This is a genomic window from Candidatus Corynebacterium faecigallinarum (genome assembly GCF_052264515.1).
Taxonomy (GTDB): Bacteria; Actinomycetota; Actinomycetes; order Mycobacteriales; family Mycobacteriaceae; genus Corynebacterium; species Corynebacterium faecigallinarum.
Genome location: NZ_JBQQOC010000012.1, coordinates 42,211 through 61,449 on the forward strand (window position 1 = coordinate 42,211; position 19,239 = coordinate 61,449).

Annotated in this window: 15 protein-coding genes and 1 riboswitch; of the genes, 6 read left to right on the forward strand and 9 right to left on the reverse strand. The window is 67.6% G+C overall.

Going from position 1 to position 19,239, the window contains the following annotated elements; all coding sequences use genetic code 11:
• Nucleotides 1-9: 9 nt before the first annotated feature.
• The 5 genes from ACTXPP_RS08030 to ACTXPP_RS08050 all read right to left on the reverse strand — a co-directional run bounded on the left by ACTXPP_RS08030 (nt 10) and on the right by ACTXPP_RS08050 (nt 5,325).
• The gene (locus ACTXPP_RS08030) at nt 10-588 is read right to left on the reverse strand and encodes a hypothetical protein (protein WP_443341689.1); all 579 of its coding nucleotides are present in this window, start codon (nt 586-588) and stop codon (nt 10-12) included.
• 34 nt (nt 589-622) lie between these two features.
• Nucleotides 623-2,215, reverse strand: coding sequence for a bifunctional hydroxymethylpyrimidine kinase/phosphomethylpyrimidine kinase (locus tag ACTXPP_RS08035; protein WP_443341691.1), 1,593 nt, complete (start codon nt 2,213-2,215; stop codon nt 623-625).
• The gene (gene thiE, locus ACTXPP_RS08040; RefSeq protein ID WP_443341694.1) at nt 2,212-2,931 is read right to left on the reverse strand and encodes a thiamine phosphate synthase; all 720 of its coding nucleotides are present in this window, start codon (nt 2,929-2,931) and stop codon (nt 2,212-2,214) included. The genes ACTXPP_RS08035 and thiE overlap by 4 nt, the downstream gene beginning before the upstream one ends.
• On the reverse strand, nt 2,928-3,770 hold the full coding sequence (gene thiM / locus ACTXPP_RS08045; protein ID WP_443341696.1) for a hydroxyethylthiazole kinase: 843 nt from the start codon (nt 3,768-3,770) through the stop codon (nt 2,928-2,930). Before thiM ends, thiE begins: the two co-directional genes overlap by 4 nt.
• Nucleotides 3,759-3,868: riboswitch (TPP riboswitch) on the reverse strand. (Overlaps the previous gene by 12 nt.)
• A gap of 32 nt (nt 3,869-3,900) precedes the next feature.
• Nucleotides 3,901-5,325 carry an NAD(P)/FAD-dependent oxidoreductase gene (locus tag ACTXPP_RS08050; protein WP_301494181.1) on the reverse strand — a complete coding sequence of 475 codons (1,425 nt, stop codon included), beginning with the start codon at nt 5,323-5,325 and terminating at the stop codon, nt 3,901-3,903.
• A 403-nt stretch (nt 5,326-5,728) separates the two neighbouring features.
• Between ACTXPP_RS08050 and ACTXPP_RS08055 the strand changes: the two genes are divergently transcribed.
• The 3 genes from ACTXPP_RS08055 to ACTXPP_RS08065 are packed head-to-tail and all read left to right on the forward strand — an operon-like array spanning nt 5,729 to nt 10,336.
• Complete coding sequence (locus tag ACTXPP_RS08055) at nt 5,729-7,057, forward strand: class I SAM-dependent methyltransferase (RefSeq protein ID WP_443341698.1); 1,329 nt, start codon at nt 5,729-5,731, stop codon at nt 7,055-7,057.
• A 36-nt stretch (nt 7,058-7,093) separates the two neighbouring features.
• Nucleotides 7,094-8,812 carry an FAD-binding dehydrogenase gene (locus ACTXPP_RS08060; protein WP_301497239.1) on the forward strand — a complete coding sequence of 573 codons (1,719 nt, stop codon included), beginning with the start codon at nt 7,094-7,096 and terminating at the stop codon, nt 8,810-8,812.
• A 51-nt stretch (nt 8,813-8,863) separates the two neighbouring features.
• Nucleotides 8,864-10,336, forward strand: a complete 1,473-nt coding sequence (locus ACTXPP_RS08065) for an amidase family protein (protein WP_301497237.1) — start codon at nt 8,864-8,866, stop codon at nt 10,334-10,336.
• Nucleotides 10,337-10,366: 30 nt separating this feature from the next.
• On the opposite strand, the gene ACTXPP_RS08070 is transcribed toward ACTXPP_RS08065, so the two are convergent.
• Nucleotides 10,367-10,876, reverse strand: coding sequence for a phosphoribosyltransferase (locus ACTXPP_RS08070; protein ID WP_301497235.1), 510 nt, complete (start codon nt 10,874-10,876; stop codon nt 10,367-10,369).
• 44 nt (nt 10,877-10,920) lie between these two features.
• Here ACTXPP_RS08070 and ACTXPP_RS08075 point away from each other — a divergent pair, with 44 nt between their 5' ends.
• Nucleotides 10,921-11,853 (forward strand): 2-dehydropantoate 2-reductase, encoded by a 933-nt coding sequence (locus ACTXPP_RS08075; protein WP_301497234.1) that lies wholly within the window; start codon nt 10,921-10,923, stop codon nt 11,851-11,853.
• Between the two features lie 29 nt (nt 11,854-11,882).
• On the opposite strand, the gene ACTXPP_RS08080 is transcribed toward ACTXPP_RS08075, so the two are convergent.
• Both ACTXPP_RS08080 and ACTXPP_RS08085 read right to left on the reverse strand, forming a co-directional pair.
• Complete coding sequence (locus ACTXPP_RS08080; RefSeq protein WP_443341754.1) at nt 11,883-13,742, reverse strand: BCCT family transporter; 1,860 nt, start codon at nt 13,740-13,742, stop codon at nt 11,883-11,885.
• Between the two features lie 219 nt (nt 13,743-13,961).
• Nucleotides 13,962-14,807 (reverse strand): hypothetical protein, encoded by an 846-nt coding sequence (locus ACTXPP_RS08085; RefSeq protein ID WP_301520670.1) that lies wholly within the window; start codon nt 14,805-14,807, stop codon nt 13,962-13,964.
• Between the two features lie 55 nt (nt 14,808-14,862).
• Between ACTXPP_RS08085 and ACTXPP_RS08090 the strand changes: the two genes are divergently transcribed.
• Complete coding sequence (locus ACTXPP_RS08090) at nt 14,863-15,096, forward strand: hypothetical protein (protein WP_301496906.1); 234 nt, start codon at nt 14,863-14,865, stop codon at nt 15,094-15,096.
• A gap of 50 nt (nt 15,097-15,146) precedes the next feature.
• The gene (locus tag ACTXPP_RS08095; protein WP_301496908.1) at nt 15,147-16,178 is read left to right on the forward strand and encodes a hypothetical protein; all 1,032 of its coding nucleotides are present in this window, start codon (nt 15,147-15,149) and stop codon (nt 16,176-16,178) included.
• Nucleotides 16,179-16,200: 22 nt separating this feature from the next.
• Here the strand turns inward: ACTXPP_RS08095 and ACTXPP_RS08100 are convergent, their stop codons facing one another.
• Nucleotides 16,201-19,209, reverse strand: a complete 3,009-nt coding sequence (locus ACTXPP_RS08100; protein ID WP_443341704.1) for a hypothetical protein — start codon at nt 19,207-19,209, stop codon at nt 16,201-16,203.
• Between the last annotated feature and the right edge of the window lie 30 nt (nt 19,210-19,239).

Below are 19,239 nucleotides of genomic sequence, written 5' to 3' on the forward strand. Positions count from 1 at the left end.
CGATCAACGCTAGAACAGGCTGAAGGACTCCCGGTCACCCTTACGCTGGGCCCAGGCGACGGTGTAGTCGGCCTCCGGGTCTGAACTCACGGGTGCGCGGGTGGCGATCAGCATCGGCTGTGGGGCCCCGAACTCCTTGAGGAAACGCCGGACGACCTTCACCGCGATCTCGTTGTCGGCCACCGGGAGGAAGAAGTTGATCTTCCCGCCGCCGATGTCGTTGCCGTCGTAGTGGCCGACCCCGCGCCAGCCAACGTAGTCGTTGATGGCGTCGGGAAGCTCGTCGAAGACCCGCAGGTCGGCTTCATGACTGAGATCCTCGGAGAGGAGCGTGACCTGCAGGACGAGCCACCCCCGGTCATCGTCGGCGAGCTCCGCGTACCCCTTCGCGGCGGCCTCGGTCCGGAAGGAGTCGACGCTCTCCTGCAGGGTGGGGCTCGTGGGACGGTTACGTCCTCTGAGGACACGCGTCAGCGACTGTCCCTTGGTTCCGACCTTGCCCTTGTGGACGTAGAAGGTGGAGTTGTGGTCCCAGCACTCGAGGTACTGCAGGGCCCCGGCCTCGTCCCGCCGATAGGTTTTAATCATGTTCACACCGAAAAGTATACGGGGGAAGGTGCACTCAGGACAGGCGGCGATCCGCCTGGGCGAAGAACTCGACCTCCCAGCGGGAGGCGTCGAGGTAGGCGCGGGTGGCTTCGGCCCGCTGGGCCGGGGTGGCGGCGGCCAGGGCGTCCTCCACCAGGGTCAGTGCCTGCTCCACGCTGCTGGTGAACTCGTCACCGGAATAGGTGTCGATCCAGGCCGCGTAGGGGTTGGAGTCGTCGGAGGTGTCGTTGAGTCGCAGGCCGACCTCCGCGTAGAGCCAGTAGCACGGCAGCACCGCCGCCGCGCCGACCACGTGGTCACGGGTCTGCACGCAGCGCACCAGGTGGGAGGTGTAGGACGCGGTGACGTGGGACGGCGTGTCTGCCCTGCCGGGCTCGCCGGATCCGGCGAGCCAGGTGCGGTGCAGTTCAGCCTCCTCCTCGAGGCACTCGGCGGCACCCTTGGTCCAGAACAGGGCGGAGTTCTGATCCGGTGCGGAGCTGGCGAGGGCGGCCAGCGCCGGGGAGTACAGCGAGAGGTACAGGGCGTCCTGGGCGAGGTAGAAGGAGAAGTCGTCGGTGTTGACCGTACCGGCGGCGAGGTCGGTGATGAACGGCAGGTCGCAGATATCGTCCAGCAGGCTGGTGGAGGCCTGCCACAGTGCCTGGGTCCAAGGGCCGGCCGCGGGAATCCGGGCGGCGCTCGTGACCCCGCTGACGCTACCGAGTCCGGCGAGCTGGTCCGGGGTCTCCACCGCCGCCGGCACAGCGGCGGTCAGCGCCCACGGGGTGGTGTCGGCGGCCGCGGCCAGCCGACGTGCCCGGTGGGTGTGGTCAACCGGGCCATTGCCGGAGCCGACCTGCAGGTCATCAGCGTAACGGATCGCCTCGGCCAGCCAGCCGGACGCCCAGCGTAGACCCTCGGCATGGGAGTCACCGGCGGCCAGCCGGGTGGCCAGGGCCGAGGACAGGGAGCATCCGGTGCCGTGGGTGTTGTTGGTGTCCACCCGCGGCACCGGGATGGCGGTCACCGTGCCGTCCGGCTCGACGACCGCATTGTCGGCACCCCGACCGGACAGGTGTCCACCCTTGACGATGACGGTGGTCTCCAGCTCAGCGGCGAGGGTACGCCCCTGGTCCAGCGCCTCGTCCAGATCCTGTGCCCGGGGGGAGCCGCACAGCACGCCCAGCTCGGCGAGGTTAGGGGTGATCACGTCCGCGGCCCGGCACAGTTCGACCAGTGCGGCCTCGGCGTCCTCCGTAAGCAACCGGTCGCCACTGGTGGCGACCATCACCGGGTCGACGACAACCACCGGCACGGGGTGGGCGGCCAGGTAGTCGGCGATCACGTCGGTGATCTCCGCGGTGCCGAGCATCCCGATCTTGACCGCGTCGACGGTGACGTCGTCGAAGACTGCGTCGAGCTGTTCGACGAGGAAACCGGTGCCCGGGGTGTGGATCGACCGCACCCCGTGGGTGTTCTGGGCGACCAGGGCGGTCACCACGCTCATGGCGAACCCTCCGGCGGCTCCGATCGACTTGATGTCGGCCTGGATCCCGGCACCACCGGTGGGATCGGTACCGGCGATGCTGAGGACGCGGGGCAGGGCAGGGGCGGGGTTGGTCATGAGGCTTCCTTCGATGAGGTGAACAGGGAGAGCAGCTGTCGTGCTGCCGTGGTGGCGGCGCTGGTGGATCCGGCGGCCATGATCGCCGAGACCACGCACAGTCCGGCGACGGGGGTATGCGCCAAAGCGGTCGCGTTGCCGGTGCCGACCCCTCCGATGGCCACCGAGGGGATACCGAGAGTCAGCGCGTGGGCGGCGAGCTCGGACACACTGCCGGGGCCCGTCACCCCCAGGGCGCGGCCGGTATTGGTCTTGGTGTCGGTGAGGTGCACCGGGCCGAGACCGAGGACGTCCGGCGGACGGACCCCGAGCCCGACCAGGCGTTGGAGCTCGTCGATCTGCTCGTGCCGGTCGACCGACAGGCCGATCATCGAGGTATCCGGCAGGGTTGCGCGAGCCCCGGCGTAGTCCATGTCGTCCTGCCCGATGTGCAGGTGCAGGCCAAGTTCGGCGGCGATGTCGACCCGGTCGTTGAGGAACAGCGGAACCCCGGTGGGACGCAGGGCCGCGGCAAGTTCTGCCGCCCGGGCGGTGAATCCGGCGAGGTCCAGGTGTTTGTCGCGCAGTTGCACCACGCTGACTCCACCGGAGACAGCGGCGCTCACCAGTGGGCGCACCGCATCGCGTCCGCCGCCGAGATCGGGGTCGGTGACCAGGTACAGCGACCAGTCCGGGGCAGGTGACGGTCGTCGGGTATCAGCTGATGCCGGGGTCACGCCCCGGTCTCCTCGACGCTGACAAGATGGTCCAGACGGTCGTGGGACCCACCCGGTTCAGGGGTGGAGGGGGCGGAGAGTGCGAAAAGGGCGTCGAGCCAGGCAACGGCGAAGCTGCCGGGACCGGTGGATTCTGCAGCGGCGATGCTGCCTGCCGCACCAACGTGGGCGTGGGCGGCAAGAACGGCGTCGTGCGGGTCCAGCGAGGTCGACAGGTAGGCCGCGCACAGTGCGCCCAGGGAACACCCGGTGCCGACGACTCGCTGCATCATCGGGTCACCGGAGTGCAGCCACGTCACACGGTCGTCGGAGACAATGAGGTCCCGGGGGCCGGAAACCGCCACCACCGCACCGGTGCGGGCGGCGAGGTCACGGGCGGCGTCGAGAGCGGCGGCGACCTCGTCGGTGGAGTCGACACCACGGCCACCGGCGGAAACCCCCGACAAGGCGATGATCTCGGAGGCATTGCCCCGGACAGCGGCAGGGCGGTGGGCGACGATGTCACGGGCGAAACCGGTGCGGGCAGCAGGTCCACCGCAGGCCACCGGGTCAAGCACCCACGGGGTGTCGTTGGCGGTGGCACCGCGGACGGCTTCGCGCATGGCGGTGTACTGGGCGGCGGTGGGGCTGCCGGTGTTGACCAGGACCCCGGAGGCGATGGCGGCGAAGTCTGACGCTTCCTCGGGGGTGTCCACCATTGCCGGGGACGCCCCGGCGGCAAGGAGGGCATTGGCCGTGATCTGGGGGACCACGATGTTGGTCAGGCACTGGACCAAGGGGGCGGCCCGGGAGAACTCCGCCTGGGCGGCGGTGAAAGCGTGGGCAAGTGTGGATGCCATGGACAATCCCTTCGCTAGTGTGAACTAGAGCAGGTTCGGCGGGTGTGATCTCAGCGCGTGACCGGTGGGACCGGTGCAGCGCACCCCGTGTCGTTGGGTACTGCAGGTGCTGGCTGGAGGCAGGAACAGACTAGTCGGAGACAGTCTTGACGTCGCGGCCCTCGCCGAACTTCAGGTTGTCGCGGACCTCGATGGAGCGGACGTCGGCCTCATCCTCGAGAGCGCGCAGCTTGGAGAAGGCGTTGCGGGCGTGCAGCTGCTGGCGGGTGGCCACCAGGTGCCAGCGGTTCGGCGACACGGTGTTCATGCCCCAGCTGTAGGCGGCGACGAAGCGGTTGCGGAAGCCCACCATGAACATCAGGTGGACCCCCAGCCACATCAGCCAACCCGGGAAGCCCGAGATCTCGGTCTTGCCCAGCTTCACCACCGCGTTGAAACGCGAGACGATGGCCATGGTGCCCTTGTCGAAGTACTCGAAGGCCGGGCGCTCGCCGGCACCGCTCTCGACCTCGTTGATGATGATCGAGGCGGCGTGCACGCCACCCTGGATGGCCACCTGGGCCAGGCCGGGCAGCTTGTCGTAGCTCATCATGTCACCGACGATGAAGATCTCCTTGTGGTCGCCCACGGAGAGATCGCTGTTCACCGGGACGCGACCGGCGCGGTCGGCCTCGACACCGTCGATCTGGTCGGCGATGTGCTTGCCCAGCGGGCTGGCGGCCACACCGGCGGACCAGATCTTGCAGTATGCGGCGACGCTGGTCTCCTCCTCGGTCTTCATGTTCTTCCAGGTCACGCCGTTCTTGTCGACGTTGGTGACCAGCGAGTCGGTGACGACCTCGACGCCGAGCTTGTTCAGCGTCTTGTGGGCCTTGCGGCCGAGCTTCTTGCCGAAGGGCGGCAGGACCTGGGGGCCACCGTCGACCAGCAGGATGCGGGTCTGCTCGGTGTCGGTGCGGCGGAACTCGTTGCGCAGGGTGCGGTGGGCCATCTCGGCGAGCTGGCCGGCCAGCTCCACACCGGTCGGGCCGGCGCCGACGACGACGAAGGTCAGCAGTCGCTTCTTCTCCTCCGGGTCCTCGGTGATCTCGGCACGCTCGAAGGCGCCGGTGATGCGCGCGCGCAGCTCCAGGGCATCGTCGATGCTCTTCATGCCGGGGGCGAACTCGGCGAAGTGGTCGTTGCCGAAATAGGACTGGCCGGCGCCGGCGGCGACGATGAGCGAGTCGTAGGACAGGACGACATCCTTGCCGCCGAGGTCACCGGTGACGGTCTTCTCGGCGACGTTGACATCGCGCACCTCGGCCTTGATAACCCGGGCGTTGCGCTGCTTGCGCAAGATCTGCCGGATGGTCGGGGCGATCTCACCGGAGGACAGCACACCGGTGGCCACCTGGTACAGCAGCGGCTGGAACAGGTGGTGGTTGGTGCGGTCGATCAGGGTGACGTCCACGTCGGCGCCGGCGAACTTCTGGGCGGCAAACAATCCGCCGAATCCGCCGCCGATGATGACGACGTGGTGGCGGCCCGAGGGGCGAGTCGGGGTGGGGGTCATAGTGCGCTATCTCCTGGTTCTGCAGCGCCCACCGTGTTCCGTGTGCGGTGCGGCTGGTGTGCTCATTCTGCGTTCTTCGCCCGTGTTGTCCGGGCTGATCCGGTGTCGTCCGGTGTAGTGTCGTCTGCCGACGGACCTTCCGGTCACGTCGGACCTGGAATCCATAGTAGTGGTTGTAGTCGCATTACTCATCACGTGGGCAGTGGCTGGGTGGTGTATCGGACATGGTGTTTCCGGTTCCTCCTGGGAATGGGGGGATCGGGGGCCTGTGACAGGGGCCGATCGGACACGTTGGAGTACGGATCGGGCACCCTGATGCACGGTAGGTTCGTCAGCGATAGTAAGTGCCAGTGACGATACTAGCGACGGTAGTGACGGTAGCGACAGTGTTAAGGAGTGGCCGGTGTCAGCAAACGGTTACGTGGACCCCGAGCGGTGGCCGGGGATCAGCCGCACGCCCGATGCGCCCTTCCTCGGTCGCCGCGCCACCCACCTGCAGGAACGACTTGAGAAACTGACCCTGGACCACGGGGTGTCCTTGACCCCGGGGGCCACACCGCGCTTCGTGGTGGAGGACGGACAGGTCCTGGACCGGATCGTGGATGGCGGCTGGTTGGGGTTGGCCGAGGGGTACATGGCAGGAGAGTGGACCGCCGACCCCCTGCCCGAGGTGCTCGGGGTGCTGCTGTCGCAACCGCTGGAAGGCGGACTGGGGCGGGCGCTGTCGAAGCGTCGGCGGCGGGTCAGTGGTCAGGTCCGCTCCGGTGAGCTTCCGGACGCCCTGGTCGACATCTACACCGGCGAGACCCGCGCGACCGGTTCGGCGTTGTTCGCCTCCGGTACCCGGTCCTCGGAGGTGCAGAACCCCACCCAGGGTGGTGAGAGCGCCCCGGTCGTCGTCCGGCATTTCGACGCGCCGGACGATCCGGGCCAGGTCGAGCGCAGCGACATCGACTCCGCGCAGCTCTACCGGATCAACGCGATGCTGGACGAGGCGCAGGTCGGGCCAGGGTCCCGGGTGCTGGAGATGCCCTCGTCCGGCGGGGCTCTGCCGGTGTTGGCGGCCCGGCGGGGCGCGCATGTCGACGTGTTGACCTCGGATGTCGAGCATGCTGCGACGGTGCGTGAGCGTGCCCATGACGCCGGTGTCGGCGGTGCGGTGCGGGTGCAGACCATCCGGGGACCGGTGCCGTCGCCGCGACAGTGGTCGGGCACCTACGATGCGGTGTTCAGTGTCGAGCGCATGGAGGTGCTCGGCGACGACGGTACCTTCCACTTCCTGCGGGCGGTGGAACGCATGCTCGCCGGTGACGGTGTCGCGATGATCCAGACGATCACCTCGACCCCCGGTGAGCAGGACGATACGTCCGGCGGTGCCGCGGCCGGTGCGTCCGACCCGGTGGACCCGGTCGCCCCGGAAATCGTCGCCGAGAGCCTGGACGTGGTGCGGGCCTACATCTGGCCGGCCCTGAACTATCCGACGGTGTCCCATGTGACCGCCCAGGCGAACCGGGCGGGACTGCAGCTGACCGCCCGCAACCGGATGGGCTCGCACTATGCGCTGACCCTGGGGCTGTGGCGTTCGGCGTTCGGAGCCCGGGAGCGGGCTGCTGCTGCCGCCGGATACGACCACGTCTACCGGCGGCTCTGGGACTACCAACTCGCACTGCACCAGGCCCTGGCGACCGTGGGGGCCATCGACTGCCAGCAGTACGTGCTGCGTCGGTTCTGAGCCGCCGGGCCGACGAGGTCGTTAGACTGCTTTCTCATGGGAGACAACGCACACCACACAGCAATCATCGTCGGCGCCGGACTGTCCGGACTCGTCGCCGCCTACGAGGCACAGAAGGCAGGGAAGAAAGTCCTGGTCCTTGACCAGGAGAACCGGTCCAACCTCGGTGGCCAGGCATTCTGGTCCCTCGGGGGCCTGTTCTACGTCGACAGCCCTGAACAGAAGCTGATGGGGGTCAAGGACTCCGAGGAGCTCGCCTGGCGAGACTGGTCCAACTCCGCCCAGTTCGAGGACACCACTCCCGGGGGCAATGACTACTGGCCGGCGCAGTGGGGACGTGAGTACGTCCGCTTCGCCGCCACCGAGAAGCGCGACTACATGAAGGCCCTCGGGCTGAACGTGCTGCCGACGATCGGGTGGGCTGAGCGCGGCAGCGGCGACGCCTCCGGCCACGGCAACTCCGTGCCACGGTTCCACCTGAGCTGGGGCACCGGCCCCGAGGTCGTCAGGGTCTTCCGCGAGCCGCTGCTGCAGGCCGAGAAGGAAGGACGGGTGACTTTCGCCTTCCGCCACCAGGTCGACGAACTCATCGTCGAGCCCGGGGAGGACGGTAAAGACAGAGTCGTCGGTGTGCGCGGCAGTGTCCTCTCTGCCTGCGATGAGCTGGGGCGCGGTGTCGCCTCGCCGCGCGAGGTCGTCGACACCTTCGAGTACCGTGCAGACGCGGTGGCGGTGACCAGTGGTGGCATCGGCGGAAACCTTGACCTCGTACGACGCTCCTGGCCCACCGAGCGGTGGGGTGGGTGCCCCGAGGACATGGTCACCGGCGTGCCCGCTCACGTGGACGGCCGCATGATCGGCATCTCGGAGTCCGCCGGTGCCTCCACCGTGAACACCGACCGGATGTGGCACTACACCGAGGGCATGTTCAACTGGGATCCGGTGTGGCCCAACCACGGTATCCGCATCATCCCCGGCCCGAGCTCCATGTGGTTCGACGCCGCCGGCGACCGGCTGCCGACCAACCTCTTCCCCGGTGCCGACAACCTCGGCTCCCTGTCCCACATCGGACACACCGGTCACGGCTACAGCTGGTTCGTGCTGGACCAGACCATCGCCGACAAGGAGTACATCTTCTCCGGCTCCGAGCAGAACCCGGACCTGACCGACAAGTCCTTCAAGAAGCTCGCCGGCAAGGTCGGCCCCGGCACCCATGTGGCGGTGCAGAACTTCATGGACCACGGTGAGGACTGGGTCATCGCCGATGACCTGGACACCCTGGTGGAGAAGATGAACGAGTTGACCGGGGCCTCAGGAAACTCGGGCGATGGGTCCGGCGCGCCGCTGATCGATGCCGGGCACCTGCGAGCCCAGGTCGAGGACCGTGACAGCCAGCTCGACAACAAGTTCTCCAAGGACGCCCAGGTCAACTACATCGGGACGGCCCGCAACTTCCTCGGCGACAAGATCGTCCGGACGGCGGGACCACACAAGATCCTGGACCCGAAGCACGGCCCGCTGATCGCCGTACGGCTGCGGATCCTGACCCGCAAGACCCTCGGCGGTATCGAGACCGACCTGTCGGGCCGCTGCCTGCATTCCGACGGTTCGGTGCTGCCCGGTCTGTACGCCGCCGGTGAAGTCGCCGGGTTCGGTGGCGGCGGCATGCACGGCCAGAATGCGCTGGAGGGGACCTTCCTCGGCGGCTGCATCCACAGCGGTAAGCGCGTCGGCGAGGCGCTGGCCAAGCTCTGACGGGCGGTCACCTTCCACCCGCGCTGCCGTCGCGCCAACTAGGCTCGGGGCATGGGACAACGCCACCAGATCAACCCCAACGAGTCCAACGCACCCTGGCACACCCTCGATGCCTACGAGTGGCGGGAGCGGGTGGTTGAATGCACCGACAGCGGCGGCCCTGACAGCTCCGACGCAGACGGGAACCGTACAGGCGGGGGAGCGGTCCAGGGGATCCGCGCCGCGCTGTACCGGATCTCCCGGTACGACCGGCAACTCAATGCCTTCGCGACCGTCCTCGCCGAGGAGGCCCTTGTCACCGCACATCAGCTCGACCAGCTGGCACCGCAGGACCGGGGCCCGTTGCACGGTGTCCCGGTCGCCATCAAGGAGGAGATGCATGTCGCCGGTGTCGTCACCACCTTCGGAACCAGGGCGAACACGATCCCGGCAGCACAGGACAGCCAGGTTGTCTCCCGGCTGCGCGACGCCGGTGCAGTGATCATCGGAACCACCCGCATGCCCGAGTTCGGGGCGTGGCCGTTCACCGACACGACCGGCTACGGGGTCACCCGCAATCCCCACGACCAGACCCGTACCCCCGGCGGTTCCAGCGGCGGATCGGCGGCCGCGGTCGCCGCTGGTCTCGTCCCGCTGGCCATCGGCGGTGACGGCGGCGGATCCATTCGCATCCCGGCGGCACACTGCGGGTTGTTCGGCCTGAAGCCCCAACGTGGTCGGGTTTCCGCGGCCCCGTACCCGCATCTGTGGCATGCGCTGGGAACCTCCGGCCCGCTGACCAGGAGTGTGCGGGATTCCGCCCTGGTCTACGACGTCATCGCAGGAAACAGCGACACCGACGCCTACACCGCGGACCCCATCGGGTCGCTGGCGGACGCGGTTGCCGGAGCGTCCGACCGTCCACGACTGCGCGTCGGGGTGGTGCTGAAGGCACCTGCGAAGACGGCCCCGTTGCACCCGGAGCACGAGGAGGCAGTCGAGCACGCTGCAGATCAACTCAGAGCCCTCGGGCACACTGTGGTGAAGGTCGACCCGTCCTCGTCGTACCCGGATCCGACGCTCGCGTTCATCCCCCAGTTCTTCGCCGGGATTCGTACCGAGAAGCGCGGGGTGGAGCACCCGGAGAAGCTGGAGCGCCGGACACGCACGGTCGCGTTGATGGGTGCCTGGGCACGCGAGCCGGTACGACGCGTGGCAGAGCGCAGGGGGAAGTCAATCGCCCGTGCGATGGGCAGGACCTTCGAGCAGGTGGACGTCCTGCTGACCCCTACGGTGCCGGGGCGTCCCGGCAAGGCGGACGCCATCACCGGACGTGGGGCGGTGCGTTCGCTGCTGGCGGCCTCAGGGCCGGTAGCCTACACGGCGATGTGGAACGTCACCGGGTTCCCGGCCGCCGCCGTCCCCGTCGGCACCGGTCAGGACGGCCTGCCGCTGTCGGTGCAGCTGGTGGGACCGGACAACTCCGAGGAGACCCTGGTCGGACTCGCTGCTGAGCTGGAGGCGGCACGCGACAGTCGCGGCTAGGTGCGCCCCAGGGATGATCAGCTGTGCGAATCAGCTGGCGTCGCCGCCGGTGGCGGTGCCGGACGGGGTGATCACCGGGAAGTCTGACCAGGGGAAGTCGATCCACTGGTCGGTCTTCTTCCACACGTAGTCCGGGGTGATGATGGAGCGGGGCTTGTGGTAGATCACCGCGGTGCGGGACTCGGCCACGGTCGCGGCACAGTATTCCTGCACCAGCTCCAGGGTCTTGCCGGAGTCGGCGACGTCATCGGCGATGAGGACCTTCATGCCGGACAGATCGACGGCCTCCGGGGTCGGGGGCAGCATCACCGGTGCTTCGAGGGTCTCGCCAATGCCGGTGTAGAACTCCACGTTGATCACGGAGACGTTCTTCACACCCATCGCGTAGCCGAGCGCTCCGCCGATGAGCAGTCCGCCGCGTGCGATGGAGAGGATCAGGTCAGGCTTGTAGTCGTCGACGATCGTCTGGGCCAGGTCCTTGATCGCGTGGCCGAAGAGGTCGTAGGTGAGGATCTCACGTTCGGTTCCAGTGGAGTTCATGGCAGTTCATCGTACCGGGTTACGTCGGATCTAGGATGGTCGGTATGAGAATCGGAATCATCGGCGCTGGCGCAGTCGGCACTTTCTTCGGCGCATCGCTGGCACGTGCCGGCCACGAGGTCACCGTTCTGGCCCGCGGTGCGGCGCTGGAGCAGATCCGCGCGACCGGTCTCACAGTCACCGGCGGGGTGCTCGACGAGGCCCCGGTGCCGGTCACCGGGGTCGGTGCTCCTGAGGAGTTGGCGGGGCAGGACGTTGTCCTGTTGGCGGTGAAAGCCACAGGGGAGACACTGGAGGAACGGCGCGCGCAGATCGAGGCCCTGATCGGAGCTATCCCGGGTGAGCCGGTGATCGCCACGACGCAGAACTCTGTGGAGGCCCACCAGTTGGTCGCCGACATCGTCGGTGAGCAGCGCACATGGCCCGGCGTGGTGCGTGGTTTCTACATCCACACCGGCCTGGCGGAGGTGCGCTTCGAGGGTGGGGTGCGCAGTTACACCGTCGGGACATGGGATGGGCAGCAGGACGGAGCGCCGGATGCCACCCTCGGCCGGTTCGCCCAGGCACTGGAGGATGCGGACATCGACGCGATCGTCGAGGGGGACGTCTGGACCGACATCTGGACCAAGGCAATGTTCGTCACGTGTTTCGGGGCGCTGGGTGCTGTCGCCGATCAACCACTGGGCGTACTGCGGACCATGATGCGCGGCGACCTGATCGCACTGATGCAGGAGGTCCACCGGACGGCGCGGGCCAGTGGGGTGGACCTGCCGGAGGACACGGTGGAGAACAATATGCGTTTCACCGACGAACAGTCGGCGGAGGCGACCAGCTCGATGCAGCGTGACATCGCCGACGGCAATCCCGGTGAGCTTGACTCCCAGCTCGGCGCGGTGGTCAGGGCAGGCGACCGTGCCGGTGTGGAGACCCCGTTGCACGACCTGTTGCTCTCACTGCTGACGGTGAAACTGCAGTAGCGGACATCCGCTCCTGGTCCGTCAACCAGTTAATCCTTGTTGCGCTCCGGGGTCTCGGGGTCACCGTCGGCATCTTCGTAACCGACGTGGTCGGCGCGACCTTCCTTGGGGGTCCAGCCGTCGGCCCATTCACCGGAATCGTAGTCGTAGCCGACGTCGTTGCCGTCCTCGTCGGTGCGCTGGTACCACTCGGTGACCTTGTCTGCGGTGGAGTCGAAGTCGGCACCGGCTCCCTCACCCTCGGCAGAGCGGGCGATGGACAGCTCGAAGTCGTCCCCGTGCTCCTCCAGGCCCTTGACCACGGCGTTCTGGATTGCGGTGCGGGCGTAGGTCCGACGAATCGCCGCCGGGTCGTTCGCCAGATCCCGCAGGAACGCCACGATCAGCACCAGCAGCACAACCGAGAACGGGATGGCGATGAGGATGGTGAGGTTCTGCAGCCCGGTCAAGGCGTCCTCGCCACCGGTGAGCAGCATGACCACGGCGATACCCACCATGCACAGGCCCCAGAACACCACGACCAGCTTGCGGGGGGACGGGTTGCCCTTCTCCGACAGGGTGCCCATCACCAGGGAGGCGGAGTCCGCGGAAGTGACGAAGAAGACGGCCAGCACGAAGATGATGATGAACGGGGTGATTGCCCCACCCGGCAGGTTGTCGAACATGGAGAACAGGATCTGCTCGGAGGAGCCGTCGCCGTCCATGCCCTCGGCACTGTCCTGGTGCTGACTGATCGAGGTACCGCCGAAGATGGTGAAGGCCAGGATGAGGATAGCGGTGGGGACCAGCGTGGTGACGGTCGCGAACTCGCGGAGGGTTCGGCCGCGGGAGATGCGGGCGATGAACATACCCACGAACGGGGTCCAGGCGATCCACCAGGCCCAGTAGAACGCGGTCCACGAGGCCTGGAAGTCCACGGTGTCCTGGCCCCAGGACAGCGATTTGCCCATCATGTCGATCAGCCCGGAGGCGTAGGACGCGATACCGGAGGGGATGAGGTTGAGCAGGAACAGGGTCGGTCCGGCGAGAAAGACGAAAAGGACGAGCCCCAGGGTGAGGGTGATGTTGAGGTTCGACAGGTACCGGATACCGCGGGCGACACCGGCGACGGCACTGATGATGAACGCCAGGGTCAGCACGGCGATGACCACGATCAGGGCGTTGTTGCCGAGAGTGCCGATGCCGGAGACGATCTCGACACCGGTACCGATCTGGATGGCGGACAGGCCCAGCGTCGCCGCGGTGCCGAAGAGGGTGGCGATGATCGCCATGATGTCGACGAGGCGTCCGGCGAAGCCATTGGTCTGGCTCTCACCGAACAGGGTTCGGAACACCGAGGACAGCAGGGACACCCGGCCACGCCGGTAGGTGCTGTAGGCCAGTGCGCCGCCGACCAGGGCGTAGAGCGCCCAGGGGGACAGGCCCCAGTGGAAGTGAGACTGGGCCATCGCCTGGTGGACGGCCTCGGGAGTGTCGGCCTCCACGGTGTGCGGCGGCGGGGACATGTAGTACCAGAGCGGTTCGGAGGGGCCGAAGAAGAAGATGCCCACGCCGATGCCGGCACCGAACATCATCGCGACCCAAGAGAACCGGGAGAATTCGGGCTCCTCGTCGTCCTTGCCGAGCTTGATCTGCCCGAAGCGGGAGAACGCCAGGTAGATCATCACGATCAGGGCGACTGCCATCACGAAGTTCAGCAGCCATCCGGTGTTCTCCATTGCCCAGGAGAACATGGTCGAGGAGACGTCGGAGACGGAATCGGGGTTGGTGACGCCCCAGGTGATGAACGAGACGATCAGCACCGCGGTGATGCTGAACACGATCTTGTCCAGACCGAAGCGGTTGCGTTGCTCATCGACGCTGATACCGGGCACCAGTCCGGGGTGCATGTCGTCGGGGTAGACCCCGACATCACGGTGTGAGGCGGAGTTCAGGAAACCGTCTTGATGACCATCAGGGTCGTTCTCCGGCGTATGCGGCACGGGGCCTTTCCGTTCTCTGCCTCGGGACCGTCACAGGCTTTCCTGTGTGTATCCCGTGGGCAGGGTTGGTCGGGTTACTCGTAACACCCTACGGTGTGTCCCGGTGAAACGAGGGACTCTGGCACATCACGTCTGGTCAGACACGGGCTTCGGGGCGCGCACACTGCGTTCCTCGATGGCGACCTCGACCTTGGTGTGCGGCGGGATGATCCCCCGGTCCGACAGCCGGTGCAGCAGTTTGGTGGCCTGGTCGAGGTAGGACGCCTCCTCCTGCCGGGTGGCGGCCTGGTCGGCGTGCCGGATCAGCTTCAGTGCCCGGTCGGCATCTCCGCGCAGCTGGTCGGAGAGGTTGTCCAGGCCAGTGCGTCGGGCGTTCTGCTCAGCGATCTTCCAGGTCCGGGTCAGGGTGTTGACGGCCGTGTCGTAGTCGTCGATGGCCTTCGTGAGGGGTGTGCTCGTGCCGCCGGGCACCGTGGTGGTGCGTAGCTGGGTGGCTCGTTCCATGGCATTGTGGAAGTCCTGGTTCACCTGCAGTGACAGGTCCCAGAAGGCGGGGAAGCGCAGCAGCATCTCGGGGTCGAGTTCCCAGGCGGCGTAGCGTTCCAGGACATCGTCGTGCCCGGTCGTGGCGGTGTCCCACCGGGTGACGAGATCGGACGCTGTGACCGCCGCGGAGTCGCTGGTCGTTTCGGCGGACCTGGTGCTCGTTGTTGTGCTTGGCCGGGCCGAGGGGCGTGGTGTGGGCCGTGACGTGCTGGAGACCTGGCGGGCGGCCGGGGTGGGGGCCACCTCCGGGGCTTTCTCAGTGTGGCGCATGACGAGGAAGACCAGCAGTCCGGCACCGAAGACCCCACCGCCCATGACGGCCAGTGAGGTGGAGACCGGGGCGAGGAAGAACAGCCCGACGACGCCGATGACTGCCGCGGCCTCGGCAAGCAGTGTGGTCGTGCGACCGGGGGTGGTGTGCGCCATAGGTCTGAATTTACCGTACCCCCCTGGGGATGTGCGCTTGGCTTACTATTGGGGTGTGAATGAGGAGAGGACACCGGAGCGCACCTGGCTGATCATCATCGGCTGGACGGCTGCGATCATCGTGCTGCTGATGGCGTCCCCGATGCTGCCCGAAGGCCCGGTGCGGATCGCCGGCTATTCGCTCGCGGGTCTGGGCGAGGCCGGGGCGGTGTGGATGTTTCCGTCTCTGGCGCGTCGCCATCCGGAGCTGGGCTCGGCCCACCGGGGGCGGTGGCCACCGGTGCGGTGATCGGTGTGGCGGTCGGCGGCTTGTCGGCGGGTGTGCCTGGAATTGTGTCGATGGCTTCCGAGGCCAACAATTCCACGTACTCGGCAGACGGGGATGACGACGAACTGGGTGAGGGGTTGTCGCTGATCGAGTACTGGGAGACCGCCGTGGCCTTCGCCAACAGGACGACGGAGGACGGTGCCAGCCGCATCCTGCATTTCAGTGTCAGTGATTTCGTGTACCGCAAGGCATCTATCCGGTTCATCGGGGAGGACGGGACGATCTACCAGTCCAGCACCGGGCACAGCGACTGGGGTGAGGCCAATACCGTGGATACGTCCCAGTCCAGCCGGGAGGCCTTCGACGCCGCCGATGTGTCGGCGAACCTCACCACCGTGGCGGAGGAGGCACTCGCCCAGGGCCGGGCGATCGACGATCGCCTGACGTTGTTGGGTGTGGAGATCAGGAAGGTTGACGAGGGTGTGGTGTTCGACGGTGCGGGGGAGAAGCGGATTGTCGGAGCACGGGAGCGACTACCGGAGATCACGGTGGAGCTCCGCGCGGACCCGGATTCCAACATGAGCGACATGGATGTCGCGACCGACGGGGCCGGTGTCTTCCCCGCAGGGATCCACGGGGTGGCGGACATTGAGGCGAACCTCCGCCGAGCCCTCCCTGCGCTGGAGGCTGCCGGGATTGATCCTGCGACACTGTATCTGGAGAGGTACGATTCGGCCGTTGACTCCCGGGGTGGCACAACCACCATGGTCGTGGAAGGTGACGGTCGACATCACAGCATGGCCTGGCACCCCGGTGGTTTCGTGAAGATCAGCTCGCGGGACGTCACCTGGCAGCCGGATGGTCCGCGACTACTGGACTTCGATCCAGGTGTAATGGACAGGGTGGTGGAGGACGCCCGGAACCGCGGAAGCCTCGACCCGCACGAGCGTGACATGGTCGACATCGACATGCAGTTCCACCGGGCCAGTCAGGAGTTCGGCGACCGGATGACAGCCCAGGTCTCGATCTCCTCCGACCCGGACGCCGCCGGACACTACGGCGTACTCGGCGCGGAGGCGGGGCGGTATCTCGGGCCGCTGTGACGCGACAAGGAGTTCAGCCGAACTAGCCACGGTCGAGCGAGTCCGCCCGGGATCGCCACTTCCTCGCCTTTCGGGACTTCCCGGCATCCTCGTAGAGATCGGCGATCACCCGGCAGTAGTGGGCGGCCTGCTCACCCGGGATCCCCGGGACGTCCTGCGCCTCGGTGAGGATCTCGATGGCCCGGTCCGTGGAGTCCGGCTGCTCGGCGGACATGGCGTAGTTGGCACCCTGGGCGAGCTGCGCTGCGGCAGAGGACGGGTCGTCGAGGGAAAGGACCATCCGGGATGCTTTGCGGCACCCCTCGAGGCATTCGTCGAGTCTGCCGAAGGTGGACAGCACCCGGTTGATCGACTCCTGGACGTAGAGCCGCTGTCCGGTGTCGGAGGCCAGCTCCATGTTCTGGGCCAGGGTGTCGAGCGCGGCCGGGTCCCCGGCATCGGCCTGGGACACCGCGATCCGGTCGCGCAGCCGCATCTCCGCCTGCCCACTGTCGTTGAGTCGGGCGGCGGCCGGCAGGGTGGTGGTCATCTCCTCGATGGCCTCCTCCCATCTGTCGAGCCCGTGCAGGATGTCGGTGAGGGCGATCACGGACATCACCGCCAGTTGGTCTTCCCCGTTGGACAGGGCGAGATCCCGGGACTGCCGCAAAGTCCACAGCGGCAGTAGCGGGGTCGGTGCGGTCTGGCGCAGTGAGAGTCCCAGCCCATGGATGCAGCGGATCTCGTACTCGGAGAACTCCGGGACCGGCCCGCCTTCGTCTTCCGTGGTGGCGTGGTGGTACTGCTCCAGTTTCGGCAGCAGCAGGGGTTCGAGAACGTCCACGGCCTCGGCGCTGCGCTGCTGGTACACCAGCATCTCGCCGAGGAACAGGGAGGCGTCCCGGGAGGGCAGCTCCGCGGCGTCGAGCTGGCGGACCGCAAGGCGGGCGCGTTCCGCGGCCTCCTCGAAACGACCTCCGTGGGCCAGCACCCTGGCGGTGTCCAGCGCGGTGGTGCCGGTGGCTTCCCGCAGCCGCAGGTCGATCAGGGTCGCGAGGTGGCGGTCCAGGGCGTACACGCCCTCGGCGATGCCGGTCCCGGTGGCTGCCATCCCGTAGTAGAGATCCAGGCCGGTGGCGTGGGAGGGGGAGAAGTCGGCGAAGTCGGCGCGCAGCGACTCATAGCGCGACTGCGCCTCCTCGGGGTCGGCATGCCCGGAGATGACATCGAGGACTAGCAGGTTGATGGCTGCCGAGGCGTAGTACTCGGCGAGGATCATCCCGGCGGTGCCCGACGGGTCGACGTCGCGTCGATGTTCACCCGCGAAGGCGACCAGGGCACCGAGCTTGTTCCGGGTATCCTCCTGGGCCGTCTCCAGCCGCATCTCGTCACCGTCGGGGTCCGGTTCGGTCGCCGCGGCAGCGAGCGTAGCCACCGCCCGTAGGGAAATCGACAGGTACGCCAGCGGGTCGGACCCACGGAGCTCGGCGGCGTAACCCGACCAGGCGGGTACGTCGTCGGCAGGGACGTCGAGGAAATCGGCCGGCGCGATGCCTGCGTAGAACTCCGCCTCACCCCGTCCCTGCCGGAGGAGTTCGTTGACCAGGTCCTCGTAGTGGCCGTCGCGAGCCGCCCTGTCCCCGGTGTGGTGGTAGTGGGAGACCAGGCGGGAGTGGTAGCTGGGGCGGTGCCATTCCGGTAGGTCCTCGACCCGGATGTAGGGGTCGCCGCTGGCGAGCAACGCGGCAACGTCGTGGCTGGCTTGTGCCCGCACCGCCGTCTCCAGGACGCACAGTCGTTCATCGGGGTCGGTCTCATCTGCCCCGGCGACCACGGAAGCTGGGCTGGCGGCGGGATCCGCCAACTCGGCCCGCAGCAGCAGGTCACTGGAGCCCAGGTCGAGCGGAATGTCGAGCCGGCTCAACTCCTCGGCCTCGGCGATGAGCCGGGCGAAGTTGTCGTTGCCGTTGCGGACGTCGTAGCGGGCGGCGAGCTCCGTGGCCGCGGTACGGCACCGCTCGGCCAGCGCTGCCACAGTGTGGTCGGAGCCGTCTCCGGACAGTTCACCGTAGACCGCCACCAGCTCAGCGGTCCCGGACCCCGGCACCTTGACCTCCCCGAACCCGGCCCGCACGGTAGCGGCGAGCAACACCCAGGCCCCGGACAGCACGCCGAAGTGGCCCAGGGTGTCGAGCCGATCCACCAGTAGGTCACGCTGGTAGCGCTGCAGCAGCGCCAATCCGCGGGAGTAGTTGCCGGTCACCCCGAGGAACTCCAGGTGGCGTCCAACGTTGCGCAGGGACTGGAACCGGGGGTTGGCTGCGATGCTGGTGCGCTGGGCGAAGCCGGCGAAGTCGGCGTCACCGTGGCGCAGCGCGGTCATCATCACCGCAGCCAGGGAACTCTCCGGCTCCATGACACAGCCGATGTCCCCGGCCTGCAGGATCTCCTCGACCCGGGCCTGCGCCTCCTCGGTTCGTCCGGCCCGCAGGTCCAGTGCCAGCTGCCCGGCCATGCGGCAGGTCGGGCAGTCGTCGAAGGGATCCTCGCCACCGTTGGCGAGGATCCGGGCCTGGATAGCTTCAGTCTCGGCGAGTGTTCCGTTGACCAGCTGGTCCTCGCGGCGTTCGATGTCGACTGCGTTCTCCGGCACCCCGGCGCGGGCGTAGTGTGTGGCCATCTGGTCCAGCAGGGCATCTGCCTGGGGCCGGCTGAACAGGCAGGACATGGTGACGACGTTGATGGCGTGCTTGTAGTACCAGAACAGGTGCGGGTAGCTCCCGTCGCTGCTGCCCGGGAACCGCTGTGGATCGGAGTCGTGTAGACCCGCTGCGGCGGAGAAGTGGGTGAGCAGTGCCGAGTTGTCCTCCGCGGCCCGGTAGCTGGCGACCAGCGACAGCCGGACGCGGTACTCCGCGTCCCTGTCTCCGGTCTCCTGCGCGCTGGAGAGGGCGCGCTGCAGGAGGTCTCGCTCCTCCGAGCCGAAAGGCAGACCGTTGGCCTGGTCCAGCAGTTCCATGGCGGTGGGGGCGGAACCCTCTGGTGTGTTCATGGGGTGAAGTGTAGCCGCAGTGCTGGACAC

Excerpts from the sequence above, each read along its gene's own strand:
- ACTXPP_RS08030 (WP_443341689.1), bottom strand. The coding sequence starts at position 588 with ATGATTAAAACCTATCGGCGGGACGAGGCCGGGGCCCTGCAGTACCTC.
- ACTXPP_RS08035 (WP_443341691.1), bottom strand. The coding sequence starts at position 2,215 with ATGACCAACCCCGCCCCTGCCCTGCCCCGCGTCCTCAGCATCGCCGGT.
- thiM (WP_443341696.1), bottom strand. The coding sequence starts at position 3,770 with ATGGCATCCACACTTGCCCACGCTTTCACCGCCGCCCAGGCGGAGTTC.
- ACTXPP_RS08050 (WP_301494181.1), bottom strand. The coding sequence starts at position 5,325 with ATGACCCCCACCCCGACTCGCCCCTCGGGCCGCCACCACGTCGTCATC.
- ACTXPP_RS08060 (WP_301497239.1), top strand. The coding sequence starts at position 7,094 with ATGGGAGACAACGCACACCACACAGCAATCATCGTCGGCGCCGGACTG.
- ACTXPP_RS08065 (WP_301497237.1), top strand. The coding sequence starts at position 8,864 with ATGGGACAACGCCACCAGATCAACCCCAACGAGTCCAACGCACCCTGG.
- ACTXPP_RS08070 (WP_301497235.1), bottom strand. The coding sequence starts at position 10,876 with ATGAACTCCACTGGAACCGAACGTGAGATCCTCACCTACGACCTCTTC.
- ACTXPP_RS08075 (WP_301497234.1), top strand. The coding sequence starts at position 10,921 with ATGAGAATCGGAATCATCGGCGCTGGCGCAGTCGGCACTTTCTTCGGC.
- ACTXPP_RS08080 (WP_443341754.1), bottom strand. The coding sequence starts at position 13,742 with ATGCACCCCGGACTGGTGCCCGGTATCAGCGTCGATGAGCAACGCAAC.
- ACTXPP_RS08085 (WP_301520670.1), bottom strand. The coding sequence starts at position 14,807 with ATGGCGCACACCACCCCCGGTCGCACGACCACACTGCTTGCCGAGGCC.
- ACTXPP_RS08095 (WP_301496908.1), top strand. The coding sequence starts at position 15,147 with ATGGCTTCCGAGGCCAACAATTCCACGTACTCGGCAGACGGGGATGAC.
- ACTXPP_RS08100 (WP_443341704.1), bottom strand. The coding sequence starts at position 19,209 with ATGAACACACCAGAGGGTTCCGCCCCCACCGCCATGGAACTGCTGGAC.